We start from the raw sequence: 20,764 nt of genomic DNA, 5'->3' as shown, positions 1-20,764 counted from the left end.
GGAGAGTGGACGCAGTGCCCCCGTAGCTCAATGGATAGAGCGCCTGTAACTGCTACGGATGGAAAGAAACGCAGTAAAAACAGATAATTTTCATTGGCTGAATCAACTATGAGCACCTCCGATCAAAATCCCGAGACCCGCATCGCCCTGTTCCAGCGGAAAGAAGTTCGCCGAGCCATCCACAACAACGAATGGTGGTTCGTCGTGGAAGATGTTGTGTTGGCATTGATCGATTCTCGCGACGCAAAGCAATATATCCAGCGAATGAAACAACGCGACCCCGAATTGCAGAAAGGGTGGGTACAGATTGTACATACCCTTCCCATTCCGACCGTAGGGGGCCCGCAGGCGATGCTCTGCGCCAATACCGAGGGAGTCTTCCGCCTGATCCAATCGATTCCAAGCCCCAAGGCCGAGCCGTTCAAGCGCTGGCTCGCCAAGGTCGGCTACGAGCGCATCCAGGAGATCGAGGACCCCGAACTTGCCACGAAGCGCACCCGCGCGCTGTACAAGGCCAAGGGCTACTCTAATGACTGGATTGAGAAACGCATGCGCTCCATCGCCATTCGCGACGAATTGACCGATGAATGGAAGAAGCGCGGCGTAAGAGAGCGCCGGGAGTACGCCATTCTCACGGCCGAGATATCTAAAGCCGCCTTCGGCCTGACACCGAGCCAGTACGCTGAGTTCAAACGCCTCAGGCGCGAGAATCTCCGAGACCACATGACCGACCTCGAGCTGATTTTCTCGATGCTGGGCGAAGCCGCTACGACCGAGATCGCCCGCAACCGCGATGCCCAGGGCTTCCCGCAAAACAAACAAGCGGCCAACGCCGGAGGCACGGTGGCTGGCAATGCGCGTCGCGAACTGGAAAAGAAAAGCGGACGAAAGGTCGTCACTCGCGAGAACCATCTCACCCTCGCGCAATCAACGAAGCAGGTCAGGCAGCTGACACAGAAAACCGGCACGAGGCGTAAAAGGAGCAAGAGGTAAATGAAAGCGCACTTTATACTGTATGTTTCGGACCAGAAAGCGAGCGGTAAATTCTATGGGGCCGTTCTAGGCAAGCAGCCCGAGCTCGACGTGCTGGGCATGACCGAGTTTCATCTTAATGACGGCGCCGTCCTAGGTCTAATGCCCGCTGCCGGAATAAAACGGCTGATCGGCGACCGTCTTCCTGATCCAATGATTGGGAGGGCAATCCCGCGCGCCGAAGTTTATCTGCTATCTGACGAGCCGGAACTCTTCCATCGGCGCGCCATTGAAAATGGCGCACGCGAGTTGAGCCCGCTGCTGCAGCGCGACTGGGGGCATGAGGCGGCGTATTGTCTTGATCCCGATGGCCATGTGTTAGCGTTCGCGAGAGCAGGCGCTGCGGCAAGGAGCTGAAAAGTATTAAGTTATCCATAGAAAACAAAAATTTACGTCCCCGTAGCTCAATGGATAGAGCACATGCCTTCTAAGCCTGTTATCCAGGTTCGATTCCTGGCGGGGACAAGTTTTTTCGGGTTATTGCAGGGCTTTGAGGCGTTCCCCGATGGGGGGATGGGAGACCAAATAATTTTCTCCGGGGATGCCCAGGCGTTTTTCTTGGCCGGCCATTTTCACCAAAAAATGATGGAGGGCGGCGGGGGGATAACCCAGTTTTTTAAGGTACCTGATGGCCGCTTGATCCGCGTCCAACTCCATTTCCCGCCCGTAGCCCAATGATTTGAGCGTTCCGGCCAAGTGCCCGGCCACGGCCAAGGCCGGGGTGTCCACGCCGAAGAGAGCCAGCAGCAACAGCCTCCACCCGGTCCGTTGTTGAAGGAGCAGCGCGCCATGGCGCCTGGCCACGTGAGCCACCTCATGGCTTAATACGGCCGCGATTTCCTGTTCGTTGTCCGCGCAGATTTTTAAAAGCCCGGTGGTGATGAAAATCGTTCCGTCCGGCGCGGAGAAGGCGTTGGGGATGGTCGAGGCCGCGACCACGAAGCGATAGCCGAAGTCCGGGCGCTCGGAAACGCGGGTGATTTTTTTGCCCAGCTCCTGAATATAGCCCTGCCAGCGGCTGTCTTCGTAGGGAGGAAACAGCGCGGCGAATGATTGGCTGGTGAGCGAGCCCAGCACGATCTCAAGGTCTTCGGGAATCCAAATGGTCGTTGATCCCGGCCCGGGTTTTGATTGGCAGCCAAGGGTTGCGAGCAGAAAAATAAGGCCGAGCTTCTTCACAGGCCCTAGCTCGACCAGAAGGGATACCATCGGTCTCGATCGAAAATATTGATGCCCACCAGGCAGGCGAACAGCATGCGCGGATCCAGGTTCGGCGGCAATTGCGCTGAAAGCTTCATGCGGTTAAACGGCGAACGCGTGCTTTTGATGGCGCCGATCGTTTTGCCCTGCGCCATGACATTAAAGTCCGCCCGGAACAGCCCCCAAAGATGCCCGATGAAGCGGCGCGCGATGGATTTGGCGATGGAATCTTCAATCACATGCCCGACCACGTTTCCCTTGACGTCTAAAATCCACCATTGCTTGCGGATAAAATTTGAGAGCGAGGACATTTTGAGAAAACCCAAAGTTTCCTTGTTCGCGTCCGTGACCACGAAGCGATAGGCGAGTAAACCCATTTTGCGTTTGATTTTAAACGCGACATGGCCTTTGTCGTCGTAGATCCAGCAGGGCGTGCCGCGGATGGACCAGCCGATGGTGACTCCCAGAAGAACGGAAAAAATGACCAACAGAACGGACAGGGCGATGAGCAAAATGTTGGAGACTCCCATGTAGAGGGCCGCCCAGCGCAAAAGGTAAATCGCGATGACGGCTTGAAGCATGGGGGGTTTCCTGTAATGGGCGGCTAAGCGCAACCCGCCCGGCGCGTAAACCACGACGGTGGGAAACAGCGTCAGGTACCAGCCGCCGGCCAGCAATTCAAGTTTCGAGCCCTCCTGGCCCGATGCGAATTCCTCGCCGAATTTGAGCAAGCGCTGATCGTTTAACCTCAGAAAAACAACATAGCCGCCGCCCAAGAGAACGGCCGCCACCATAAGATAAACGCTGTATTTTTCCACGATGGCTTTAATGCGCGGGTCAGGCTGGGGCAAATTGGCCAAGGCTTGCTGCTGGGCTTCGCTCCAAGACGTCGGGGCGCCCGGCGGCGCCGGCAATTCCGCGGCCTGCGTTGTTTTAGCCAACAGCGTGGGGTTGGGATCGCTGATGGAGCCCAGGAGCCGTTTCATTTCTTGAAAATCGATGGTCGGCTGACCGTAGGCATTGACGATGTAAATGTTATTCCTGTATTCCAAATGCCCGATCAATTCCGTCTGATCCGGGCTTGAGTAATAGCGCAGCCTGGCTTCATTGGGCAGCCCCAAAATAATGGGCGCCTTGCTCTTGGCCCCCAGGGTTTCGCCCCAATGCGCCAGGCGGGTGTCCGGCGGCTCCGGGTTGGGCGGCTCTTTGCCGATCGTGACGTTGAGAAGAGACGTTTCAAAACTGCCCGTCAAAAAAATGAGGTCTTCATTTTGCGGGGTCTCGGCGGTCCATCCTTCTTTGTTCGCCTGAATCATCCAGGAATGGTCCACGGCCGCCGTCCAATCTCCGGCGGCCAAACGCCGGGGCTGGGGCTTGGGGGTTGTGCGAAAGGCATCGTCCCGGGGATCGGAAATCGTTCCCAAGAGATTGCGGATATCGTTCCACGGCGCCTTGGGCGAAGGAATGGCCGTGAAGCCGTAGGGCAAAGAGTTGTTCCAGACCAGCGCGCCCTCGATTTTGTCTTTATAAACCAGATGGCGGATTTCATGGCCGTTGGGCAGGCGGCTTTTGGCTTCTTGAAGCGGGGGGTCCCTTTGGCGCAGGGTTTCGTAGTAAGTTTCAGCCGCGGCAAAGGGAGACGGGCTTCCTTCTCCCGTTGAGCTTAATTTGCGGATGGTCAAGATGGCGCCCGGCGGAGCTTCATGTTCCAAGGTCAGGACCGCGTGCGTGTCCGTCGGGGGTTTCAAGCGCCACTCCTTGGGGGCGAAAATCATGATTTTTTTATCCGTGGTTTCGACCCACCGGCTTCCGGACTCAAGAACAGGGCCCACGCGCGGATCGGTTTTTTCCGCAGCAGCGCCCGATGCGGCGATGGCGATCGCGGCCATTAAAAGAAATCTGCTCATGGCGTATCCATCAAACGGCCCTGAATTTGGCTATTCATGATAAAACGGATCGGTTTGTTGCTCGTCGGGTCCTTCCAATCCCGGGAATCGCCTGATTCGTCGCGATTGTCCCCCATGACGAAAACATGCCCCTGGGGTATTTCCAGGGGCCCCAGATTATCGCCTATTAAGATTTCTTCCGATCGCGTGTGTTGGACATAGGGCTCCTCGATCCGGCTGTTGTTGATCAGCACGGTTTTGTTGCTGATTTGCAAGGTATCGCCGCCCACGGCGATGACGCGCTTGACCAATCCTTTCTCCGATGAAACGGGCGAGGCCAGAACTACGATCTCGCCCCGGCGCGCCGCCCTGAACCTTAAGGATAGTTTGTCGACCCACCATTTTGAACCGGCGGGCAACGTGGGCTCCATGGAGGGAGTGGCGATGTAAATGCGCTCAAGGAAGTAATCCCGGACGATGAAGGTGAGGGCTACGCTGGCCGCGATAATGACGATGAGGCGCAACGGAGTCGTCGTTCGCATTGATATAATTGTAAGGTGAAGGCCGGGTGTCTTGCCATAGCATCCTTGCGAATACTCCCATCGGCTTTTTAATCAAGATGAACATATGAATATCGTTGCATTAATCGTATTCGGCGTTACGTTGATGGGCATCGCGGTTGAGGGATTGTCTCACCCGAAGCGCCGCGAGCAGTTGGATATCCCCAAAGGCGACTGGTTGACCGTGTCCCTGGGCAGTTTGCCTGCGCTGGGTGTGCTGGCCATTAATCTGGAGTGCTGGCTGCGCCAGCCGGTTGAGCCCAATTGGTTTGTGATCGCTTCGGGTTCGCTCTTGTGCGCGGGCAGCATCCTATTTCGCAATTGGGGGAAATGGACGCTGGGTTATTACTACACATTCTCGATCGATTTAAGGGAAAATCATACCGTCATCGAGCGCGGCCCGTATCGCTTCATTCGCCACCCTCTTTATTTGGGCTCGTTTTTGGGTGTGATCGGGCTGCCGCTGTTGGCGCATAGCTGGTTGGGCATTTTTTTCTTGACCATCCCCACGGGCATGGCTTATGCCCTGCGGCTGTATAAAGAGGATAAATTTCTTCTGGAAACCCTGGGCGAGCCCTATCGGGAGTACGCTTCGCGCACCGCTCGATTGATTCCTTTAGTTTGGTAGGCCCTTAAAAAAACGGGGGAGAGCATTTCGCTCTCCCTCCACCACTATGACCTCTCTTCCTTTGCTCGGCCGTCGCAATCTCCGATAGGTCGCCGCGTAATCAGCGCGGCTATAAGTAGTATCCCTCTTGGGTTCTGTTTTTGCAAGGGCAGTTATTTCAATGCGCGGGGAGTAGCGTTCGTTTTTTAAACGACGGCAGAGAAAAGCTCTTTTCTCGTCGCGGCGCCGGCAGTTTGGCGCAAGTTCTCGCTTTAACCGCGCGGCGTCAGCGCCGTCCTCAGGATGTTGCAGGCAAAGATGAGGATGCCGGCAAATTGAAGAAGGGCCGACAGGGCCAGGGGAACGATCCACCGCCCCTCCTGGATTCTGTTGAGCCAGAAAAATAGGGCCATCCCCACAAGAGCGGCATTGGCAATCCAGTAGTGCGCCCAGGCCAGGCGTATGGAGTAGAGTTTTTTAGTCAAGACCGCCGGAAACATCCGGTAGGCAACCCCGAAGATGGACATGGAAACCCATCCCAGGAGCATGAGGTGGGTATGGCTTGGAATAAGATAGTACTCCCAGCCAGTCCATTCGCTTCCCAGGCGGCTGAGCGGCATCATGATTCCAAGGACCCCGCCCAGGACAAGATAAACCACGGCGGTCATCACGAAGGTGGGGGTAGGGTCCCGCATTAGGGGGATTACCTTCAAAGACGCTGGGTCCGTTTTGTTTTTAATGTTTTTTCCTTCAATTATCCGCTTGTCCGGGTGTGGGGCGAGCGACGGGGATCGAACCCGCAGCCTTCTGGGCCACAGCCAGACGCTCTAACCATTGAGCTACGCCCGCCACGAATCGGCTAAGAAGTATAAAAAAGAAAATTTGTCTTTGCGCCCAGTAGGAATCGAACCTACACCAACAGCTTCGAAGGCTGCTACTCTATCCATTGAGCTATGGGCGCATAAAACGAAGAAACGTCTAAATTTTACTAAAGCCCGCCGGGTGCGGGGATCGTTGAAAAATATCCTGGCATTTTTTCTGTTTTGCCCTTAAACTGGAGAAAGCCATGGCTTTGAAGCGAACAAAGATTCCGGCCGATGACAGCAAAAAGCTGCGCCTGCTCATTTCTTTTCACCGCAAAAGCCTCCTGACCCGGGATCGTGAAAAATTAATCGAGCTCATCAGCCTGGAAATCAAGGAGATTTTGGAGGCGGACCGGGCCACATTTTTCATGCTGGATACGGCGAAAAACGAGCTTTACGGAAAATTGGCTTTGGGACTTAAAAAAGACCATCTCAAGGCTCTGCGTTTCCCTGTCAGTCAAGGCATCGCCGGTTACGTGGCCCGCACGGGATTGCCTATTAATGTTATCGATGCCTATCAAAGTCCTTATTTCAATCCCGAATTCGACAAGATCACGGGTTTCAAGACCCATTCCGTGGTGGCCGCGCCTCTGAAAGATTCAGGGGGCAGAGTGCTGGGCGTGCTGGCCGCTTTCAATAAGCTCGGCGGCAAAGCATTCAGCGATGAAGACGAAGGCTTGCTGCTTCTCCTAGCCAGCCAATTGGCGGCCACCTATGAGATTTTTCAGCTGTTAGAAGAGTTGAAGCTGTCCAGCCTGGAATCCATTCATGCCTTGGCGCAAACCGCCGAATTCCGCGATCAGGAGGACACGGGACCTCATATCAACAGAGTGAGCACGTATTCGGCCCTGTTGGCTCAAGTCATCAATTTGCCGGCTGGGGAGGTTGAGGTGATCCGGGTGATCAGCCCGTTGCATGATATCGGGAAGGTGGCGATCCGGGATGAAATATTAAGGAAACCGGGCGCTTTTACGCCGGAGGAAGCGGCTGAAATGAAAAAACACGCGATTCGCGGTTATGAAATGCTTCAAAATTTCCGTTCCCCGTTGTTGCGAAAAGCCGGTCAAATTGCGCTTTCGCATCATGAAAAATTCGACGGCACCGGGTACCCGAATAAATTAAAAGGCGAGCAAATCCCCTTGGAAGCCAGGATCGTCACCTTGGCCGACTCCTTCGACGCCATGACTTCAAAAAGGGTTTACAAGGCGGCCTTGTCTTTTGAGCAGGCGGCGGAAGAAATCCGCAATCATTCCGGCCGGCAATTCGACCCGATGCTGGCGGACGCTTTCCTAAAAAACAAGAAGCAATTTGAAGAAGCTTGCCGGGCGAGTAGAGAGGTGAGTCGTTGAGAAAGTCAAGACTAAACCGCAGGATAAGGTGAAAAAGTCAGACCGAGGACTTGCCGGGAGTCGCCGCTAGTGGAGTGTCCCCAACGCTTCTTTACTTATTTTGTCATTCCCGCGAAGGCGGGAATCCAGAGCATTTCTTTTTATATGGACTGGACCCCCGCCTTCGCGGGGGTGACAAATGTAAAGCGATTTATGGGACACTACACTAGACCCTGGATGCAATGCGGATGACGAAGATGATGAATGAGTTAGCCGCTTAATCGATGAAAACCGGCTCTTTTTCGGTGATGACTCGTTTTTCTTGGCCGGTGGCTTGGCGTAGGAATTTGGGCAGGGCGAACAGGCCATGGTGCGTGATGCCGTCATAAAAGCGCAGAGGGGATGTTAAGCGCGCGGCGAGCCTTTTGTCGATTTCAGCGGGGCTTAAAGCCAAGGGATCATATTTGTTCGAGCCGATGGTGAATCCCCAATTGCCGCCGAATGAGGGAACATAAGTCTGATAGGGGGCGACAACCGGGAACACTGATTTAAGCGTGCTGACAATGGCTGGGAAGGGTTTGCAATTGAGGATCGTGGTAAACCCCGATTGAACCACGAATAAACCGTCCGGGCTCAAGCGTTTTTTAGCCAACTCGAAAAATTCCTTAGTGAAGAGCATCAACGAAGGGCCTTCTTCCATGGGGTCGGTCAAGTCGCTGACGATGAGATCGAATTCTTCCCGGCTTTCTTTTAAATAAACAAGCGCGTCGCCGATGATCACTTTGGCTTTGGGATTATCAAAAGCGCCTTGCTGCCATTGAGGCAAATGTTCCCGGCAAAGCCGGACGACGTCGCCGTCTAAATCCACCATCACCGCTTGTTCGACCGTGTTAAGACGCAGGGCTTCCCTTAGCGTGGCGCCTTCGCCGCCGCCTGCAATCAAAACTTTTTTGGGATTAGGATGCGCGGTCAGAGCCGGGTGGACCAGGGCTTCATGATAGATGAATTCATCCGCCTCGGTTGACTGCGGTTTGCCGTCTAAAACCAGACAGAGGCCGAAGAGCTCCAGGTCCAGGATTTCGATGCTTTGAAATTTGGTCCTGCCGGCATGGATGATTTTTTTCAGGGCATGGTTGACCGTTAATTTAGGATCGGGGTAATCGTGGAACCAGAGCTTGCTCATTGGGCGAGCGCCGGCTGCGTCATGCGGATGCCGCGGCGGACCTCCAAGAGGCTGGGCGCCTTGCATTCAAGTTTCTCGACAATGAGCGAGGTGGCTTTTTGCGGATCCAATTTATGCCCGCAGGAAAAAATATCCACGGCCGCGTAGCCGTACTCGGGCCAGGTATGGATCGACAAGTGGGACTCGGCGATGGAGATGACGCCGGTGACGCCCTGGGGGCTGAATTTATGGAACGCTTGGCCGATGATGGTGGCGCCCATTTTTTTGGTGGCGTTGATCAGGAGTTTTTGCACGAAGGCCAGGTCGTCGATTAATTTAGGGTTGCAGTCGTTGAGTTCAAGCAGGGTATGCGTTCCGAGTCCTTCCAAGTGTTCGAACCTCCTCTTTTATGCGCTTGGCAGACATTTAATGTCGGCGATATTCTACTTCATTCGCCGGTTTAGGCGGATCATGCGTCGTGGTAAAATAGGTTTCATGACACGTCTTTTAACTCGCTCCGTGCGCGCGGGAAGCATTCAAATCGGCGGCGGCGCTCCCATCGTCGTGCAATCCATGTGCGCCACCAGGACCAAGGATATTGATTTGACCGTGGCTCAGGCCGAGCGTTTGCGGGAGGCGGGGGCCGGGTTGGTGCGCGTGGCCATCGATAATGACCGGGACGCCGAGGCTTTGATTGAAATTCGCCGCCAGACCAAAGCCAATTTGGTCGTCGATCTTCAGGAAAATTATGTGTTAGCGGCCAAGGTCGCGCCGCATGTGGATAAAATCCGCTACAACCCGGGCCATTTGCATCATATCGAGAAAGAAAAAAGCGTCGAAGAGAAAGTGGGTTGGCTCGTCAACGTGGCCAAGGGCAACGGCTGCGCCTTGCGCGTCGGGGTCAATTGCGGCTCCGTGGCGCCTGATTTTTTGATCCGTTATCCGGATCATATGGAGGCCATCGTGCAGTCGGCCTTATTCCATGCCGGACTTCTGGAGAGCCTGGGATTCACCAATTTTGTCGTGTCGCTTAAAGATTCCGATCCGGCCAAGGTCGTTGAGGCGAATCGCCGTTTTTCTTCGGCCCGTCCGGATATTCCGGTTCATTTGGGGGTGACGGAAGCCGGGTTGCCGCCGGACGGCGTCATTAAAACGCGCATCGCTTTCGAGCAGCTGTTGTCGCAAGGCATCGGGGACACCTTGCGCGTGTCCTTGACCTTGCCCAATGATAGGAAGCATGAAGAGGTTTTAGTCGGCCTTCAAATCGTCCGCGACGTTGAGGAAGGGCGTTTCATCTCCGTGCCCAATTTCGGCCAAGGGTTGAACATTATTTCCTGCCCCAGCTGTTCCAGGGTGGAAAACGAGCGTTTCGTGGAACTGGCTCAGGATGTCAAGGCCATGAGCGCCTATGCCGAACGACATAAAATCACCATCGCGGTGATGGGCTGCCGGGTCAACGGCCCCGGGGAAACGGATGACGCGGATTTGGGGCTTTGGTGCGGGCCCACGACGGTTCATCTGAAAAAGAAAAGCGTTGAAATGGGCGTTTTCTCTTATGACGAAATTTTGCCTCGCCTGAAGCGGGAGTTGGATGGTTTGATCGAAGCGCGAGCGGCCCTCGCCGGGCGGTCGGCTTAAAGTCCATTCCTAAAAACTAAAATCTTAGCTCCGGGCCGCTAGCTCAATCGGCTAGAGCAGGCGCCTCTTAAGCGCAAGGTTCCGAGTTCGAGTCTCGGGCGGCCCATATCCTTCCCGCCGCTTCTCGCGGGCAGATGGCGGAACTGGCAGACGCGTACGGCTTAGGACCGTATGCCGAAAGGCGTGTGGGTTCAAGTCCCTCTCTGCCCACGAGAGGCGGCGGGTTGGGGTAGTGGGCAAATCATTGCGAAAGGGGTAAAATACCGTTTCATGGCTAACTTTGTCGCTGAGAACATAGGCGCCGAGGTCAAATTAACGGCTTCGGAGCCGACTAAAAAGCGTTACGAGATTTCATTGGGCGGGGAGCGCCTGAAAATCATCGAAGAGAAGTGGCTGGCCGCGGCCCGGGACCATGCCAAGCTGCCCGGTTTCCGCAAAGGGCATTTGCCGGCCGAGGTGATTTTGGGCCAAATGGGCGATTGGATCAAAGAGCGCGCCAGCCGGGAAGTCATGAGTTCGGTGGTCGAGGAAATCGTCAAAAAAGAAAGCCTCAAGCTTGTTTACAACCCGGTGATCGCCAAAATCGATTACAAATACGGCGATCGCCTGGCCTTTGAAGCGGTTTTTGAAATCGAACCCACCGTCACCGTGAAAAATTACAAGGGTTTGGAAGTCGAGCGGCGGCAGAAGCCGGTCACCGAGGATGAAGTCACGGCCGAGCTCGAGCGTATCCTCAAGCAAGGGCATCCCCAATATTTGGTTCCGGTGGAGAAAGCGGCTGAAGCGGACGCCGAAGAGTGGGCGCTGGTGAATTTAACAGGCAAGATCAAAGGGGAAACGGTTTGGAGTTGGGATGGAGAATTGCTCAGCGTCGACAGCGATCAGGCGCCCGCGGGGTTTAACAACGCTTTGATCGGCCTGCGCCCGGGACAAAAGAAAGCATGGAGCATTTCATTGGATGAAGATTGCCCCACGGCCGCATGGGCGGGGCAGACCATGTCCATCGAGATGGAGCTTCTCGATTTAAAGCGTTTATCCGGCGACAATGGGAATCCTCTTGAGGCCCACAAAGACGAAATCCCCAAGTTCAAGGAAGAAGTCCGCCGCCAAATCGTCAAGCGCCGGGAAGCGGTGGCGCGGCGGCACCTTGAGGAGCAAATCACCGCGGATCTTTTGCGGGAAAATCCCATGGACGTGCCGCAGGCGGAAGTGGAACTGCGGACCCAGGAATTGTTAAACAGGGCGCGCGGGCTGTTCGCATTGTCCGGCAAGGAGCTGGCTAAGGAACACGAGGGGGAGCTCAGGGTCAAATACGCGATTGAGGCGGCCAATGACATCCGCCTGGGCTACTTTATGCGCGAAATCGCCCGGCGCGAGGCCGTCAAGGTGAACGAGGATGATTTTCGCAAGAAGATCGAATCCGTCGAGGATGAAAAAGAGCGCCAATATTACCTTAAGCATAAGGAAAGCGTGCTTTATGATATTCTCACCGAGAAAGTTTTCGACCTTCTGATCGCCGGCGCCAAGATCACGGACGTCGAAGTCTGATTGATATTAAATTCTAATCGTGGGGAGGTAGAACAAAATGCCGACAATCGTACCGACAGTCATTGAACGGTGGAATCAGGGCGCGGCCGCGGGATACGATATTTATTCGCGGCTGCTGAAAGACCGCATCATCTTCGTGGGCGGCTATGAGGGCGTGGTCACCACGGACTCGGCCAATGTCTTAATCGCCCAGCTTCTTTATCTTCAGGCGGAAGACCCGGAGCGGGAAGTCCAGATGTTCATCAATTCTCCGGGCGGCATGGTCACCGCGGGTTTGGCCGTTTATGACACGATGCGTTACCTGACCACGCCGATCAGCACGATTTGCATCGGCATGGCCATGTCCTTCGGCGCTTTATTGCTGGCCGCGGGCACCAAGGGGAGGCGTTTTGCCCTGCCCCATTCGCGCGTCATGATGCACCAGCCGTTGATCTCAGGCGAAGGGCTCTCAGGCCCTGTGTCGGACATCGATATCGAAGCCAAGGAACTGCTCTTGACCAAGCAGAAGCTGACCGAGATTTTGGCTTTTCATACCGGCCAGACTTACGAGAAGGTCAAAGCGGACACCGAACGCAATCTTTACCTCAGCGCCGAGGAAGCCAAGAAATACGGCGTCATCGACGAAATCATCATGATCCGCAAGAGCAACAAATGAGGAGACGTTGAGTCCAGGAACAACGGGCAAACTAAGGGTCACGCCCGCGGCAATCATGCCTGACGCTGATCAGGCGGCCGGACGTTCGGACATCCCGGCGCCATCCGCGGGCGAGCCGGATGTTGAGCGGCTGCCGTTATTGGCGGTCCGCGACGTGGCGCTGTTTCCCTACATGGTGCTGCCCATCGCCGTGGGCCGCGACAAATCAGTTCGAGCGCTGGAAGCCGCGGGCGCGCATTTCAACAGGCGGATTTTCGTCGTCGCTCAAAAATCGCCCCAGGTGGAGGACCCGGGGGCGGATGATATCTGGCCGGTGGGCACGGTCGGCGAGGTCGTTCAGGTTTTCAAAATGCCCGACGGCAGCGTCAAAACCTTCGTCCAAGGGCTTTGGCGCGCGCGCCGCAAGCAGACGCTTTACAACGATCAGGGCTACTGGGAAGCGGCCATCGAATCGTTGGTCCCGGCGCCCCTGCCCGCCGGCGGCGAGGCCGAGGCGCTGATTCGCCTTCTCAAACAGGCCTTCACTCAATACGCTCAGCTCAACCCCAACGTCCCTCAGGAAATCGGGGCCTTGGTCGCCAACGTGCAAGACGCCGATCGCTTGGCTGATGTTTTGGCCGCCAATATCACGTTGAAAATCGAGGATAAGCAGAAGTTGCTCGAGATGACGGATACGAAGGAGCGCCTGGAAAAAATTTACGCCTTGCTGCTTGGGGAAATCGACGTTCTGAATCTTGAGAAGAAGATTCAAAACCGCGTGCGCTCTCAAATCGAAAAAACTCAGAAGGAATACCTCCTTCAGGAGCAGATGAAGGCCATCCAAAAGGAATTGCGCCAAAGGGACGACTCAAGCAAAGAGCTTGAAGAGCTTCGCGCGAAAATCAAGAAGGCCGGATTGTCCAAAGAAGCGGCCCAGGCCGCGGAAAAGGAAATCGTCCGCCTTGAAAAAATGATGCCTTATTCGCCGGAGGCCACGGTGGCCCGGACGTATGTGGATTGGCTTTTGGCCCTTCCCTGGACCAAAGCCACGAAAGACCGTCTTGATATCGATCAAGCCTCGCAAGTTTTAAACGAAGATCATTACGGCATCGACAAAGTCAAAGAACGGATTCTGGAGTACCTGTCCGTTTGCCTGTTAAAGAAAAAACTTCGCGGGCCGATTTTGTGTTTTGTGGGGCCTCCGGGCGTCGGGAAAACCTCCCTGGGCCGTTCCATCGCCCGGGCCTTGGGCAGGAATTTTATCCGCGTGGCCGTAGGCGGCATGCGCGATGAGGCGGAAATCCGCGGCCACCGGCGCACCTATATCGGGGCCTTGCCCGGGCGCATCATGCAGCAATTAAGGAAGGCGGACAGCCGCAATCCCGTGTTTCTCTTGGATGAAATCGACAAAATGGGCACGGATTGGCGCGGGGACCCGGCCTCGGCTTTGCTGGAGGTCTTGGACCCGGAGCAAAATAATAATTTCGTCGATCATTACTTGGACGTGGGTTTCGATCTTTCCGATATCTTTTTTATTTGCACGGCCAACACCACGTTCACCATCCCGGCGACCTTGAGGGACCGGATGGAGATCATCCGGTTTTCGGATTACACGCTGAAGGAAAAAATCGAGATCAGCAGGCGTTATTTGGTCCCCAAACAATTGGACGAGCATGGACTCAAGGACTGGGTCGATCTTTCCTTGAGCGATGAAACCTTGGCTTTTATCGTCGAGCATTACACGCGGGAAGCGGGCGTCAGAAATCTGGAGCGGGAAATCGCGAATCTGTCCCGCAAAATCGCCAAAGAAATCGCCCCGTCCTTAAAAGACAAAAAGCGCCGTGACGAAGCGCCGGCTCCCCGATCCATTAAAACCATCGAGGAAATCCGCAAATATCTGGGCGTTCCTAAATTCATCAAGGCGAAGGCGGCGGCCAACGGCGTCGGCGTGGCCACGGGGTTGGCTTGGACCGAGCATGGCGGGGAAATCCTGACCATCGAAGTCTCCCAGGTTCCGGGCAAAGGCCAGCTGATGTTGACGGGCCAGTTGGGGCCCACCATGCAGGAGTCGGCTCAGGCGGCGTTCACCTATATCCGTTCCAAAGCGGATCGTCTGGCGCTTAAGCTCGAAGGTTTGAAGACCCATGATTTTCATTTGCATGTGCCCGAAGGCGCCGTGCCCAAGGACGGGCCGTCCGCCGGCATTGCCATGGCGGTCTGTTTGGCTTCGTTTTTGACGCAGCGCCCCATCAAGGCTTCCTTGGCCATGACCGGGGAGGTGACCCTCATGGGGCGCGTGCTTCCGGTCGGCGGCATCCGCGAGAAATTAATCGCGGCCAGCCGCCACGGCATTGACATGGTGCTTGTGCCTAAGGAAAATGAGAAAGATTTGGAAGACGTGCCCGAGGAAGTGCGCCGAAAAGTGCGGATTCATCCGGTGGCTCACATGGATGAGGTCATCGAATTCGCTTTAAGTTAAACCAAAGGGAGAGATGATGAGTTATATTCTGCTGACGCCGGGACCGACTCCGGTCCCGCATGAAATCCTTCAGAAGCTCGCTGAGCCCATTCTGCACCATCGCACGCCTGAGTTCGGGAAAATCCTCAATTTTGTTTTCGAGAAATTGAAATACGTTTATCAAACCAAGCGGGCCGAGGCTTTCGTTTTATCCGGTTCGGGCACGGCGGCGTTGGAAGCCGCGGTCGTCAACTTTTTTTCATCCGGGGAGCGCGTGCTGGTTTATTCCATCGGCGCTTTTGGGGATCGATGGGCGGCGATCGCCCGGACCTATGGCTTGAACGTGGATGTGATCAGCGCCAAATGGGGCGAGGCCGCCGAACCCGAACAAGTCAACAAGCATTTGCAGAGCCATCCGGATACGGCGGGGGTTTTCATCACTCACTCCGAAACATCGACGGCCACGGTTAATCCCATCCGTGAAATCGGCGAGATCGTGAAACGCCATAACGCCCTTTATCTGGTGGACGCGGTCAGCTCCTTGGGCGGCGAAGAATTCCGCCAGGATGATTGGGGGATCGACGTGGCGGCTTCGGGCAGCCAAAAGGGGTTGATGTGCCCGCCCGGCATCGCTTTTTTATCCGCCGGCCCCAAGGCCTTGGAACGCATGAAAAAAGCCAAATTGCCGCGTTTTTATTTTGATTTGAAATATTATCAGGAGGCTAAAAGCGTCCCGGAGACGCCGTTTACCCCGCCGGTGTCGCTATTGACCGGATTGGCCCAGGCCCTGGCCATGATCGAAGCGGAGACGTTGGAGGCCCGCATTGAGCGGTGCCGGATGCTTGCCCAATACACGCGTCAAGCGGCGGGGGAACGCTTGGGCGCGCGCCTCTTCTCCAAGTGGCCGGCCAATGTGTTGACCGCTTTTTATCCGCCGCCTCAGACGCCGGCCTCTTTGTCCACCTCGGCCGTGTTGAAGGAGCTTCGGGATCATTACAAAATCACCATCGCGGACGGCCAAGGGGACTTGAAGGGGAAAATTTTCCGTATCGCCCACATGGGCGCCATCACCAAAGACGATGTGGATCAGGGATTGAGCGCCCTTGTGGATGTTTATCAAAAACATGGAGTTCAATGTCCGTCATCGTTCGGTTTGAAAACCTAACCAAAGTCTACCGGTTGCCCGGGTTTTTAAAATCCAGGGAAGTCGTAGGCATCCATGATTTGAATCTTGAAATCGAAGAGGGAGAGGTTTTCGGCCTTTTAGGTCTAAACGGCAGCGGCAAGACCACCACGATTCGTTTGATGCTGGGGCTCATCGCCGCGAGCGCCGGGCGCGCCTTGGTTTTGGGCCGGGAGGCGGCCAAAGACTCCGGCGTGCGCTCCCATCTTGGGTATTTGCCGGAAAACGCGACTTTGCCTCCGGCCCTAACCCCGGTGGAGTTTTTGCGTTTTTTAGGCCGCATTGATCGAAATAAATTTCCGGACAGAGCCAAACTTCAGCGCCGAATCCACCACGTGCTTAAAATCGTCGGCCTGGAGCAGGCCGCTGACAGAAAAATCAGCTCTTTTTCAAAGGGCATGACGCAGCGTTTGGGCATCGCTCAGGCGATTCTGCATGAGCCCAAGCTGCTGGTCTTAGATGAGCCCGCCTCCGGGCTTGATCCTCTGGGCATCGTTGAAATGCGCGAGCTGTTCCTCAAATTAAATAAAGAGCTGGGCATGACCGTGGTGTTTTCTTCGCATTCCATCGGCGAGGTGGAAAAGGTGTCTCATCGCGCGGCGATTGTGACCGGCAACTGCCTTCAACGGTTGCTCATGCGCAAGGATTGGGACGGCTCAGGCAAAACAAGCCTGGAGAAACATTTTTTGGAATGCGCTCAAACCCTTTACAGCCAGCAGTTGGGCCGTGAGGTGAAATTGGATGATTAGGCGCTTGATCACCGTGGCTCAACTGACCACGCTGGAAGAAGTCAGGTCCAAGGTGTTAAACGCCACGTTTCTGTTCGCGGGCGTGCTGGTTTACTTCGGCTTGGTCATTACCACGCTGGCCCAAGGCTTTGAGGCCCGTTTTTTCCGCGATGTGGCCTTTACCATGATCGAGCTCTTCGGCTTGGCCATTATTTTTCAAAGCGTCTATCGCGTCGTGCGCCAGGACGTGCGCAAAGGCTCGGCCGTTGAGATGTTTTTCGTGCGGCCGTTGTCGCGATGGGAGTATTTGGTCGGGCGTTTAATCGGCGTTTCCATTTTGCTATGGGTCGGCTTGGCGGTGATGGCCGGGGTTCAGCTAGGGTTGACCGCAGCCAAAGGCTTCGGGTTTCACTGGTTTTATGTGATCGCCTATCTTGAGGTTTATTTAAAGCTGATGGTTGTCATTGCCGTGACCGCGGTTCTGGCCGTCGTCACCACTTCTCAGGCCAGCTACTTTGTTTCCGGTTTGTTGGTGTACGCCAGCGGGCATGTGATGCATCTGTTGAGGGCTTTGCTTGAAGCGAAACCCGGTTCGGATTTTGTTTCCATGTTGTTGATTAAGCCGTTGACCTATCTGCTGCCTAATTTTTCTCTCTATGCGACGGTGAACAATCTGGATGCCTTGATCGGCAGGGGAGTGGCTTTTGCTTGGGGCGATGTCGGTTTGGCCGTTTGTTACACGGTTTTCTATGCCGGCGCGTTGACGGCCATATCCGCCTTTTTATTTTCAAAGACGGAAATTTCTCCCGGCTGATGCGTTGATGAGAGCCGCGCTCGCCGCCGTCATCGCTTTTATTTTCGGTTTAAACGGTTTGATTGCTCATTGGCATCCGGAGCGGTTTCCTGAAGAGCTCCCCCGCGCTTTTGAGGCGACGCGCGGTTTTGTAGGCGGAACGCGCGATTTGGTTCTGGTGGGTTTTGGTTTACGCCGTCTGGCGGCGGATTTGGCTATGCTCGATCTGTTGATTTATTACGGTTCCCCGGATGAAACGGCAGGGGATTGGGATCATGCCTCCGGGTTCGGTCGGGACACGAACATGTATCGGGATTTGCTGCCCATGACCAAGCGCATGATCGGCTTGGATCCTTTTTTCCGACATGGGGTGCTTTACGGCGCGGGCGCCTTGGCCTTCAATGAGGGCCGTTTTCAGCAGGCCGTCGAAATTTTGAAATCAGCCTTAAAACGCGACCCGGACTATTGGCCGTATTCGTTGAATCTTTCCGCCATTGCTTACAAGAAGACCCGGGATTTTCCCGAAATCATCCGATTTTTAGAGACGGTCTATCCATTGCCGGAATGCCCGACCATGCTCAAGAACATCCTCGCCAATACCTATATCAAAACCGGTCAAATCAACAAAGCCGCCGCGATTTTTGAGTGGATGGCCTCTGATGCGCCGGAGGCGGACTACCGGGAATTGGCCCGATCAAGATTGGAAATGATGCGGCGGCGGTGAAAACCGGGATTCTTGAGTTTGTTCATCGGCTGATTTCGCGGCCGTCATTGATCGGCCTTGGTTTTTTTGCGGCGCTATGCGTCATCGTCGGCGCCGGACGCCTGGAGAGTTTCGACTGGTCCTCCATGCGTTTTCTTCAATCCTTCGGCTCCAAGGGGCTCGATTGTTTTGTGGCGGCGTTCGGCTACTTGGGTTCGGCCGAGTTGACGGGTTTAGCGGCCCTGTTCTTTGCGTTGACCGCATATCATCGTTTCGGTCCGGCCGCCGCCCTGGCCGTGATCGCAGCCATGGCCCTGGGAACGGTTATTGAGTTGGCCGCTAAGTTATATCTGCCGCAAATGCCTATTCCCGAAGGCGTTCATCGTTTCTGCCGGCGGTCTCTTCCCGGAGGTTTCGTTCATCTGGACACGCCGAACAGCTTTCCCAGCGGGCATACCTTTCGTAGCGTTTTTTTATTTTTTTTAGCGGCGCGTTTGTGGGCGCCGGGCAGTTCGTCCGGCCGGCGCATCATGGCCGGCGCGGCTTGGGCGCTGTCCGTGTTGATGGCCGTCAGTCGCGTTTATATCGGGGACCATTGGATGAGCGACGTGGCCGGCGGTTTTTGTTTGGCTTGGCTGGCTTGCCGTTGGCCGCTTCTCGAGAACACCGCTCTTTCGAAGGCCCAAGTTAAACTTGTAAGCTGATGAAGCAAGAGGGAGGTCGTTTATGCGAAAAACATTAGCCTTAACATTGGCCCTGGGTTGCTTAGCGGGACCCCTGGCCGCGAAAACGTACGAAATCGACTTGGCCCACAGCGGCGTTATGTTCCGGGTCGATCACCTGGTCATTTCAAAAGTCAGCGGCCGTTTCGAAAAATTCAGCGGCGTCATCGAGTACGACTCTGCGGGCGATCCAAAAAATTGGAAAGCCGAGGCGACTATCGACGCGACCAGCATCAACACCAATGAGCCCGCCCGGGACAAACATTTGCGCTCGGCGGACTTTCTAAACGTGGAAAAGAATCCGAAGATTCTTTTTAAAACCGTCAAAGTCGTTTACGTCAAGGACAAAAAAGCCAAAAAGCAGAAAGCCAAAGCTCATGGGGATTTGACCATCAACGGCGTGAGCAAACCCGTCATCTTGGACGTTCAAATCGGCGGCCTGGCCAAAGACCCGTGGGGCAATGAGCGTCTGGGCCTGACTGCTACCACGATGATTAATCGCAAGGATTTCGGCGTCACGTGGAACAAGGCGCTGGAAACAGGCGGTCTTCTCGTCGGCGAAGAGATCGAAGTGACGTTGGAAATCGAGGGGATAGCTAAAAAGAATTAAGGAGGCAAGGCAATGGGACCCAAAAAACCCTGCGGCTGCTGACGGCTGCCGCCGTTTCAATTAAACGGAGGTTCCCTGTTTAGACGGGGAGCCTCCGTTTATTTTTAATAAACAAAATTGCAGCGGTTTTACCGGCTGAATTGTTGCAAGTCATTCTGTGAGGACAATAAGGAGGGCAGTGAGATGAATCATTGGCCGCCGAAAAAAATACTTGTCGCCGTGGACTCATCGCGACAGTCGCAAAACGCTTGGCGTTGGTCCCGGGCGCTGGCGTCCAGGTTGGGCGCTGCGCTTAAGGGGATTTACGTTCATCAGACGATTGTCTGGCCCGGCGTGGATTATTTGGCCGAGGTCGAGTGGCGCAAGGCCAAATCAACAATCGTCCGCCGCATCAAGTCGTTTCTGGGCCGGGGCCGCCTTGCAGTCGGCAACGGCCATCCGCCGACCTCCATTATCCAGGCCGCGCATCGTTTCAAGGCGGATTTGATCGTCATGGGGACGCACGGACGCCGGGGACTCGAGCACGCGGTCTTGGGTTCGGTGGTCGAGTCCGTTATCCGCTATAGCCCGGCGCCGGTTCTGACGGTCAAAATAAAGCCCGCCCATGTTCGCTCCATCCTGGTTCCCGTCAATTTCACGCCTTATGCGCAGGCGGCGTTGGAAGCCGCGGCCCGCCTGGCTAAGGCGATGAGGGCGCGCCTTGTGCTTTTGCATGTTGTGCCGAGTTTGAAGAAAGTTGCCTTTTTGTCCGATGAGTTCAAAGATATGATCAGCCGGCTGCCGGCAGACGTGCGCCCGGAAGCGCCGATTGCGACGCTTGTGCGCCAGGGTAAATCACCGGTGCGCGTCATTGTCGCCGAATCCCAAAAGCATCAGCTTGTGGTCATGGCGGCGCATAAAAAGTTCGTGTTGAAGGACTTTGTTTTAGGCATGACCGTTCAACAGGTTTTGCGTTTGTCGAAGGCCCCTGTCTTAGCCCTGCCTGCGCCGCGCGCCGCCGGCGCCGGGAGAAGACTTAAAAATCGCCGGTTGAACTTGGCCGACCATTGGGAGGGCCGAGCGTTCGTCAATGTTTCATGATAGGCGGCCGGGCCGTGGGCGTATTGACC

The 20,764-nt window shown here is 55.3% G+C and carries 21 protein-coding genes and 5 tRNA genes; 18 read left to right on the top strand and 8 right to left on the bottom strand.

Going from position 1 to position 20,764, the window contains the following annotated elements; all coding sequences use genetic code 11:
* Window positions 1-108: 108 nt before the first annotated feature.
* The 3 genes from HYT79_09145 (at window position 109) to HYT79_09135 (ending at window position 1,497) form a co-directional block, all read left to right on the top strand.
* On the top strand, window positions 109-993 hold the full coding sequence (locus HYT79_09145; protein ID MBI2070750.1) for a Bro-N domain-containing protein: 885 nt from the start codon (window positions 109-111) through the stop codon (window positions 991-993).
* Window positions 994-1,389, top strand: a complete 396-nt coding sequence (locus HYT79_09140) for a glyoxalase (GenBank protein ID MBI2070749.1) — start codon at window positions 994-996, stop codon at window positions 1,387-1,389.
* Window positions 1,390-1,425: 36 nt separating this feature from the next.
* Window positions 1,426-1,497, top strand: a tRNA-Arg gene (locus HYT79_09135).
* Window positions 1,498-1,509: 12 nt separating this feature from the next.
* On the opposite strand, the gene HYT79_09130 is transcribed toward HYT79_09135, so the two are convergent.
* Genes HYT79_09130 through lepB form a run of 3 tightly spaced genes read right to left on the bottom strand, consistent with a single transcriptional unit; the run spans window position 1,510 to window position 4,660 of the window.
* Window positions 1,510-2,211 (bottom strand): M48 family metalloprotease, encoded by a 702-nt coding sequence (locus HYT79_09130; protein ID MBI2070748.1) that lies wholly within the window; start codon window positions 2,209-2,211, stop codon window positions 1,510-1,512.
* Between the two features lie 5 nt (window positions 2,212-2,216).
* On the bottom strand, window positions 2,217-4,139 hold the full coding sequence (locus HYT79_09125; protein MBI2070747.1) for a hypothetical protein: 1,923 nt from the start codon (window positions 4,137-4,139) through the stop codon (window positions 2,217-2,219).
* Window positions 4,136-4,660 (bottom strand): signal peptidase I, encoded by a 525-nt coding sequence (gene lepB, locus HYT79_09120; protein ID MBI2070746.1) that lies wholly within the window; start codon window positions 4,658-4,660, stop codon window positions 4,136-4,138. The genes HYT79_09125 and lepB overlap by 4 nt, the downstream gene beginning before the upstream one ends.
* Window positions 4,661-4,745: 85 nt before the next feature.
* On the opposite strand from lepB, the gene HYT79_09115 reads away from it, so the two are divergent.
* A complete protein-coding gene (locus HYT79_09115; GenBank protein MBI2070745.1) occupies window positions 4,746-5,306 on the top strand; it encodes an isoprenylcysteine carboxylmethyltransferase family protein in 561 nt (186 codons plus the stop codon).
* 251 nt (window positions 5,307-5,557) lie between these two features.
* Here HYT79_09115 and HYT79_09110 read toward each other — a convergent pair whose 3' ends face one another.
* From HYT79_09110 to HYT79_09100, 3 genes are all read right to left on the bottom strand, one after another.
* Entirely contained in the window at window positions 5,558-5,980 is a 423-nt protein-coding gene (locus HYT79_09110; protein MBI2070744.1) for a cbb3-type cytochrome c oxidase subunit I, read from the bottom strand.
* Between the two features lie 78 nt (window positions 5,981-6,058).
* Window positions 6,059-6,134: transfer RNA gene (locus tag HYT79_09105), tRNA-His, on the bottom strand.
* Between the two features lie 40 nt (window positions 6,135-6,174).
* Window positions 6,175-6,246 (bottom strand) — tRNA-Arg (locus HYT79_09100).
* 105 nt (window positions 6,247-6,351) lie between these two features.
* Between HYT79_09100 and HYT79_09095 the strand changes: the two genes are divergently transcribed.
* A complete protein-coding gene (locus tag HYT79_09095; protein ID MBI2070743.1) occupies window positions 6,352-7,497 on the top strand; it encodes an HD domain-containing protein in 1,146 nt (381 codons plus the stop codon).
* Between the two features lie 256 nt (window positions 7,498-7,753).
* Here HYT79_09095 and speE read toward each other — a convergent pair whose 3' ends face one another.
* Window positions 7,754-8,659 carry a polyamine aminopropyltransferase gene (gene speE / locus HYT79_09090; protein ID MBI2070742.1) on the bottom strand — a complete coding sequence of 302 codons (906 nt, stop codon included), beginning with the start codon at window positions 8,657-8,659 and terminating at the stop codon, window positions 7,754-7,756.
* A complete protein-coding gene (gene speD / locus HYT79_09085) occupies window positions 8,656-9,027 on the bottom strand; it encodes an adenosylmethionine decarboxylase (protein MBI2070741.1) in 372 nt (123 codons plus the stop codon). The genes speE and speD overlap by 4 nt, the downstream gene beginning before the upstream one ends.
* Window positions 9,028-9,133: 106 nt before the next feature.
* Between speD and ispG the strand changes: the two genes are divergently transcribed.
* The 13 genes from ispG to HYT79_09020 all read left to right on the top strand — a co-directional run bounded on the left by ispG (window position 9,134) and on the right by HYT79_09020 (window position 20,735).
* On the top strand, window positions 9,134-10,276 hold the full coding sequence (gene ispG / locus HYT79_09080) for a (E)-4-hydroxy-3-methylbut-2-enyl-diphosphate synthase (protein MBI2070740.1): 1,143 nt from the start codon (window positions 9,134-9,136) through the stop codon (window positions 10,274-10,276).
* Between the two features lie 32 nt (window positions 10,277-10,308).
* Window positions 10,309-10,382, top strand: a tRNA-Lys gene (locus tag HYT79_09075).
* 22 nt (window positions 10,383-10,404) lie between these two features.
* Window positions 10,405-10,486, top strand: a tRNA-Leu gene (locus HYT79_09070).
* Window positions 10,487-10,546: 60 nt separating this feature from the next.
* Window positions 10,547-11,824 (top strand): trigger factor, encoded by a 1,278-nt coding sequence (gene tig / locus HYT79_09065; GenBank protein MBI2070739.1) that lies wholly within the window; start codon window positions 10,547-10,549, stop codon window positions 11,822-11,824.
* A 37-nt stretch (window positions 11,825-11,861) separates the two neighbouring features.
* On the top strand, window positions 11,862-12,479 hold the full coding sequence (locus tag HYT79_09060) for an ATP-dependent Clp protease proteolytic subunit (protein MBI2070738.1): 618 nt from the start codon (window positions 11,862-11,864) through the stop codon (window positions 12,477-12,479).
* A 55-nt stretch (window positions 12,480-12,534) separates the two neighbouring features.
* Entirely contained in the window at window positions 12,535-14,937 is a 2,403-nt protein-coding gene (gene lon / locus HYT79_09055; protein MBI2070737.1) for an endopeptidase La, read from the top strand.
* 13 nt (window positions 14,938-14,950) lie between these two features.
* The gene (locus tag HYT79_09050) at window positions 14,951-16,081 is read left to right on the top strand and encodes an alanine--glyoxylate aminotransferase family protein (protein MBI2070736.1); all 1,131 of its coding nucleotides are present in this window, start codon (window positions 14,951-14,953) and stop codon (window positions 16,079-16,081) included.
* Window positions 16,051-16,848: an ABC transporter ATP-binding protein gene (locus HYT79_09045; GenBank protein MBI2070735.1), complete on the top strand. Its 798-nt coding sequence runs from the start codon at window positions 16,051-16,053 to the stop codon at window positions 16,846-16,848. Before HYT79_09050 ends, HYT79_09045 begins: the two co-directional genes overlap by 31 nt.
* Window positions 16,841-17,641 (top strand): hypothetical protein, encoded by an 801-nt coding sequence (locus tag HYT79_09040; GenBank protein ID MBI2070734.1) that lies wholly within the window; start codon window positions 16,841-16,843, stop codon window positions 17,639-17,641. Before HYT79_09045 ends, HYT79_09040 begins: the two co-directional genes overlap by 8 nt.
* Window positions 17,642-17,648: 7 nt before the next feature.
* Window positions 17,649-18,344 carry a hypothetical protein gene (locus HYT79_09035; GenBank protein MBI2070733.1) on the top strand — a complete coding sequence of 232 codons (696 nt, stop codon included), beginning with the start codon at window positions 17,649-17,651 and terminating at the stop codon, window positions 18,342-18,344.
* Complete coding sequence (locus HYT79_09030; GenBank protein MBI2070732.1) at window positions 18,341-19,027, top strand: phosphatase PAP2 family protein; 687 nt, start codon at window positions 18,341-18,343, stop codon at window positions 19,025-19,027. The genes HYT79_09035 and HYT79_09030 overlap by 4 nt, the downstream gene beginning before the upstream one ends.
* Window positions 19,028-19,049: 22 nt before the next feature.
* Entirely contained in the window at window positions 19,050-19,655 is a 606-nt protein-coding gene (locus HYT79_09025) for a polyisoprenoid-binding protein (protein MBI2070731.1), read from the top strand.
* A gap of 183 nt (window positions 19,656-19,838) precedes the next feature.
* Entirely contained in the window at window positions 19,839-20,735 is an 897-nt protein-coding gene (locus HYT79_09020; GenBank protein ID MBI2070730.1) for a universal stress protein, read from the top strand.
* The last annotated feature ends 29 nt before the right edge of the window (window positions 20,736-20,764 follow it).

The sequence above is a fragment of the Elusimicrobiota bacterium genome, from assembly GCA_016180815.1.
In the GTDB taxonomy this organism is placed as follows: domain Bacteria; phylum Elusimicrobiota; class Elusimicrobia; order JACQPE01; family JACQPE01; genus JACPAN01.
Note: the sequence above shows the minus strand (reverse complement) of the source record. Positions and strands in the feature narration are given on the sequence as shown.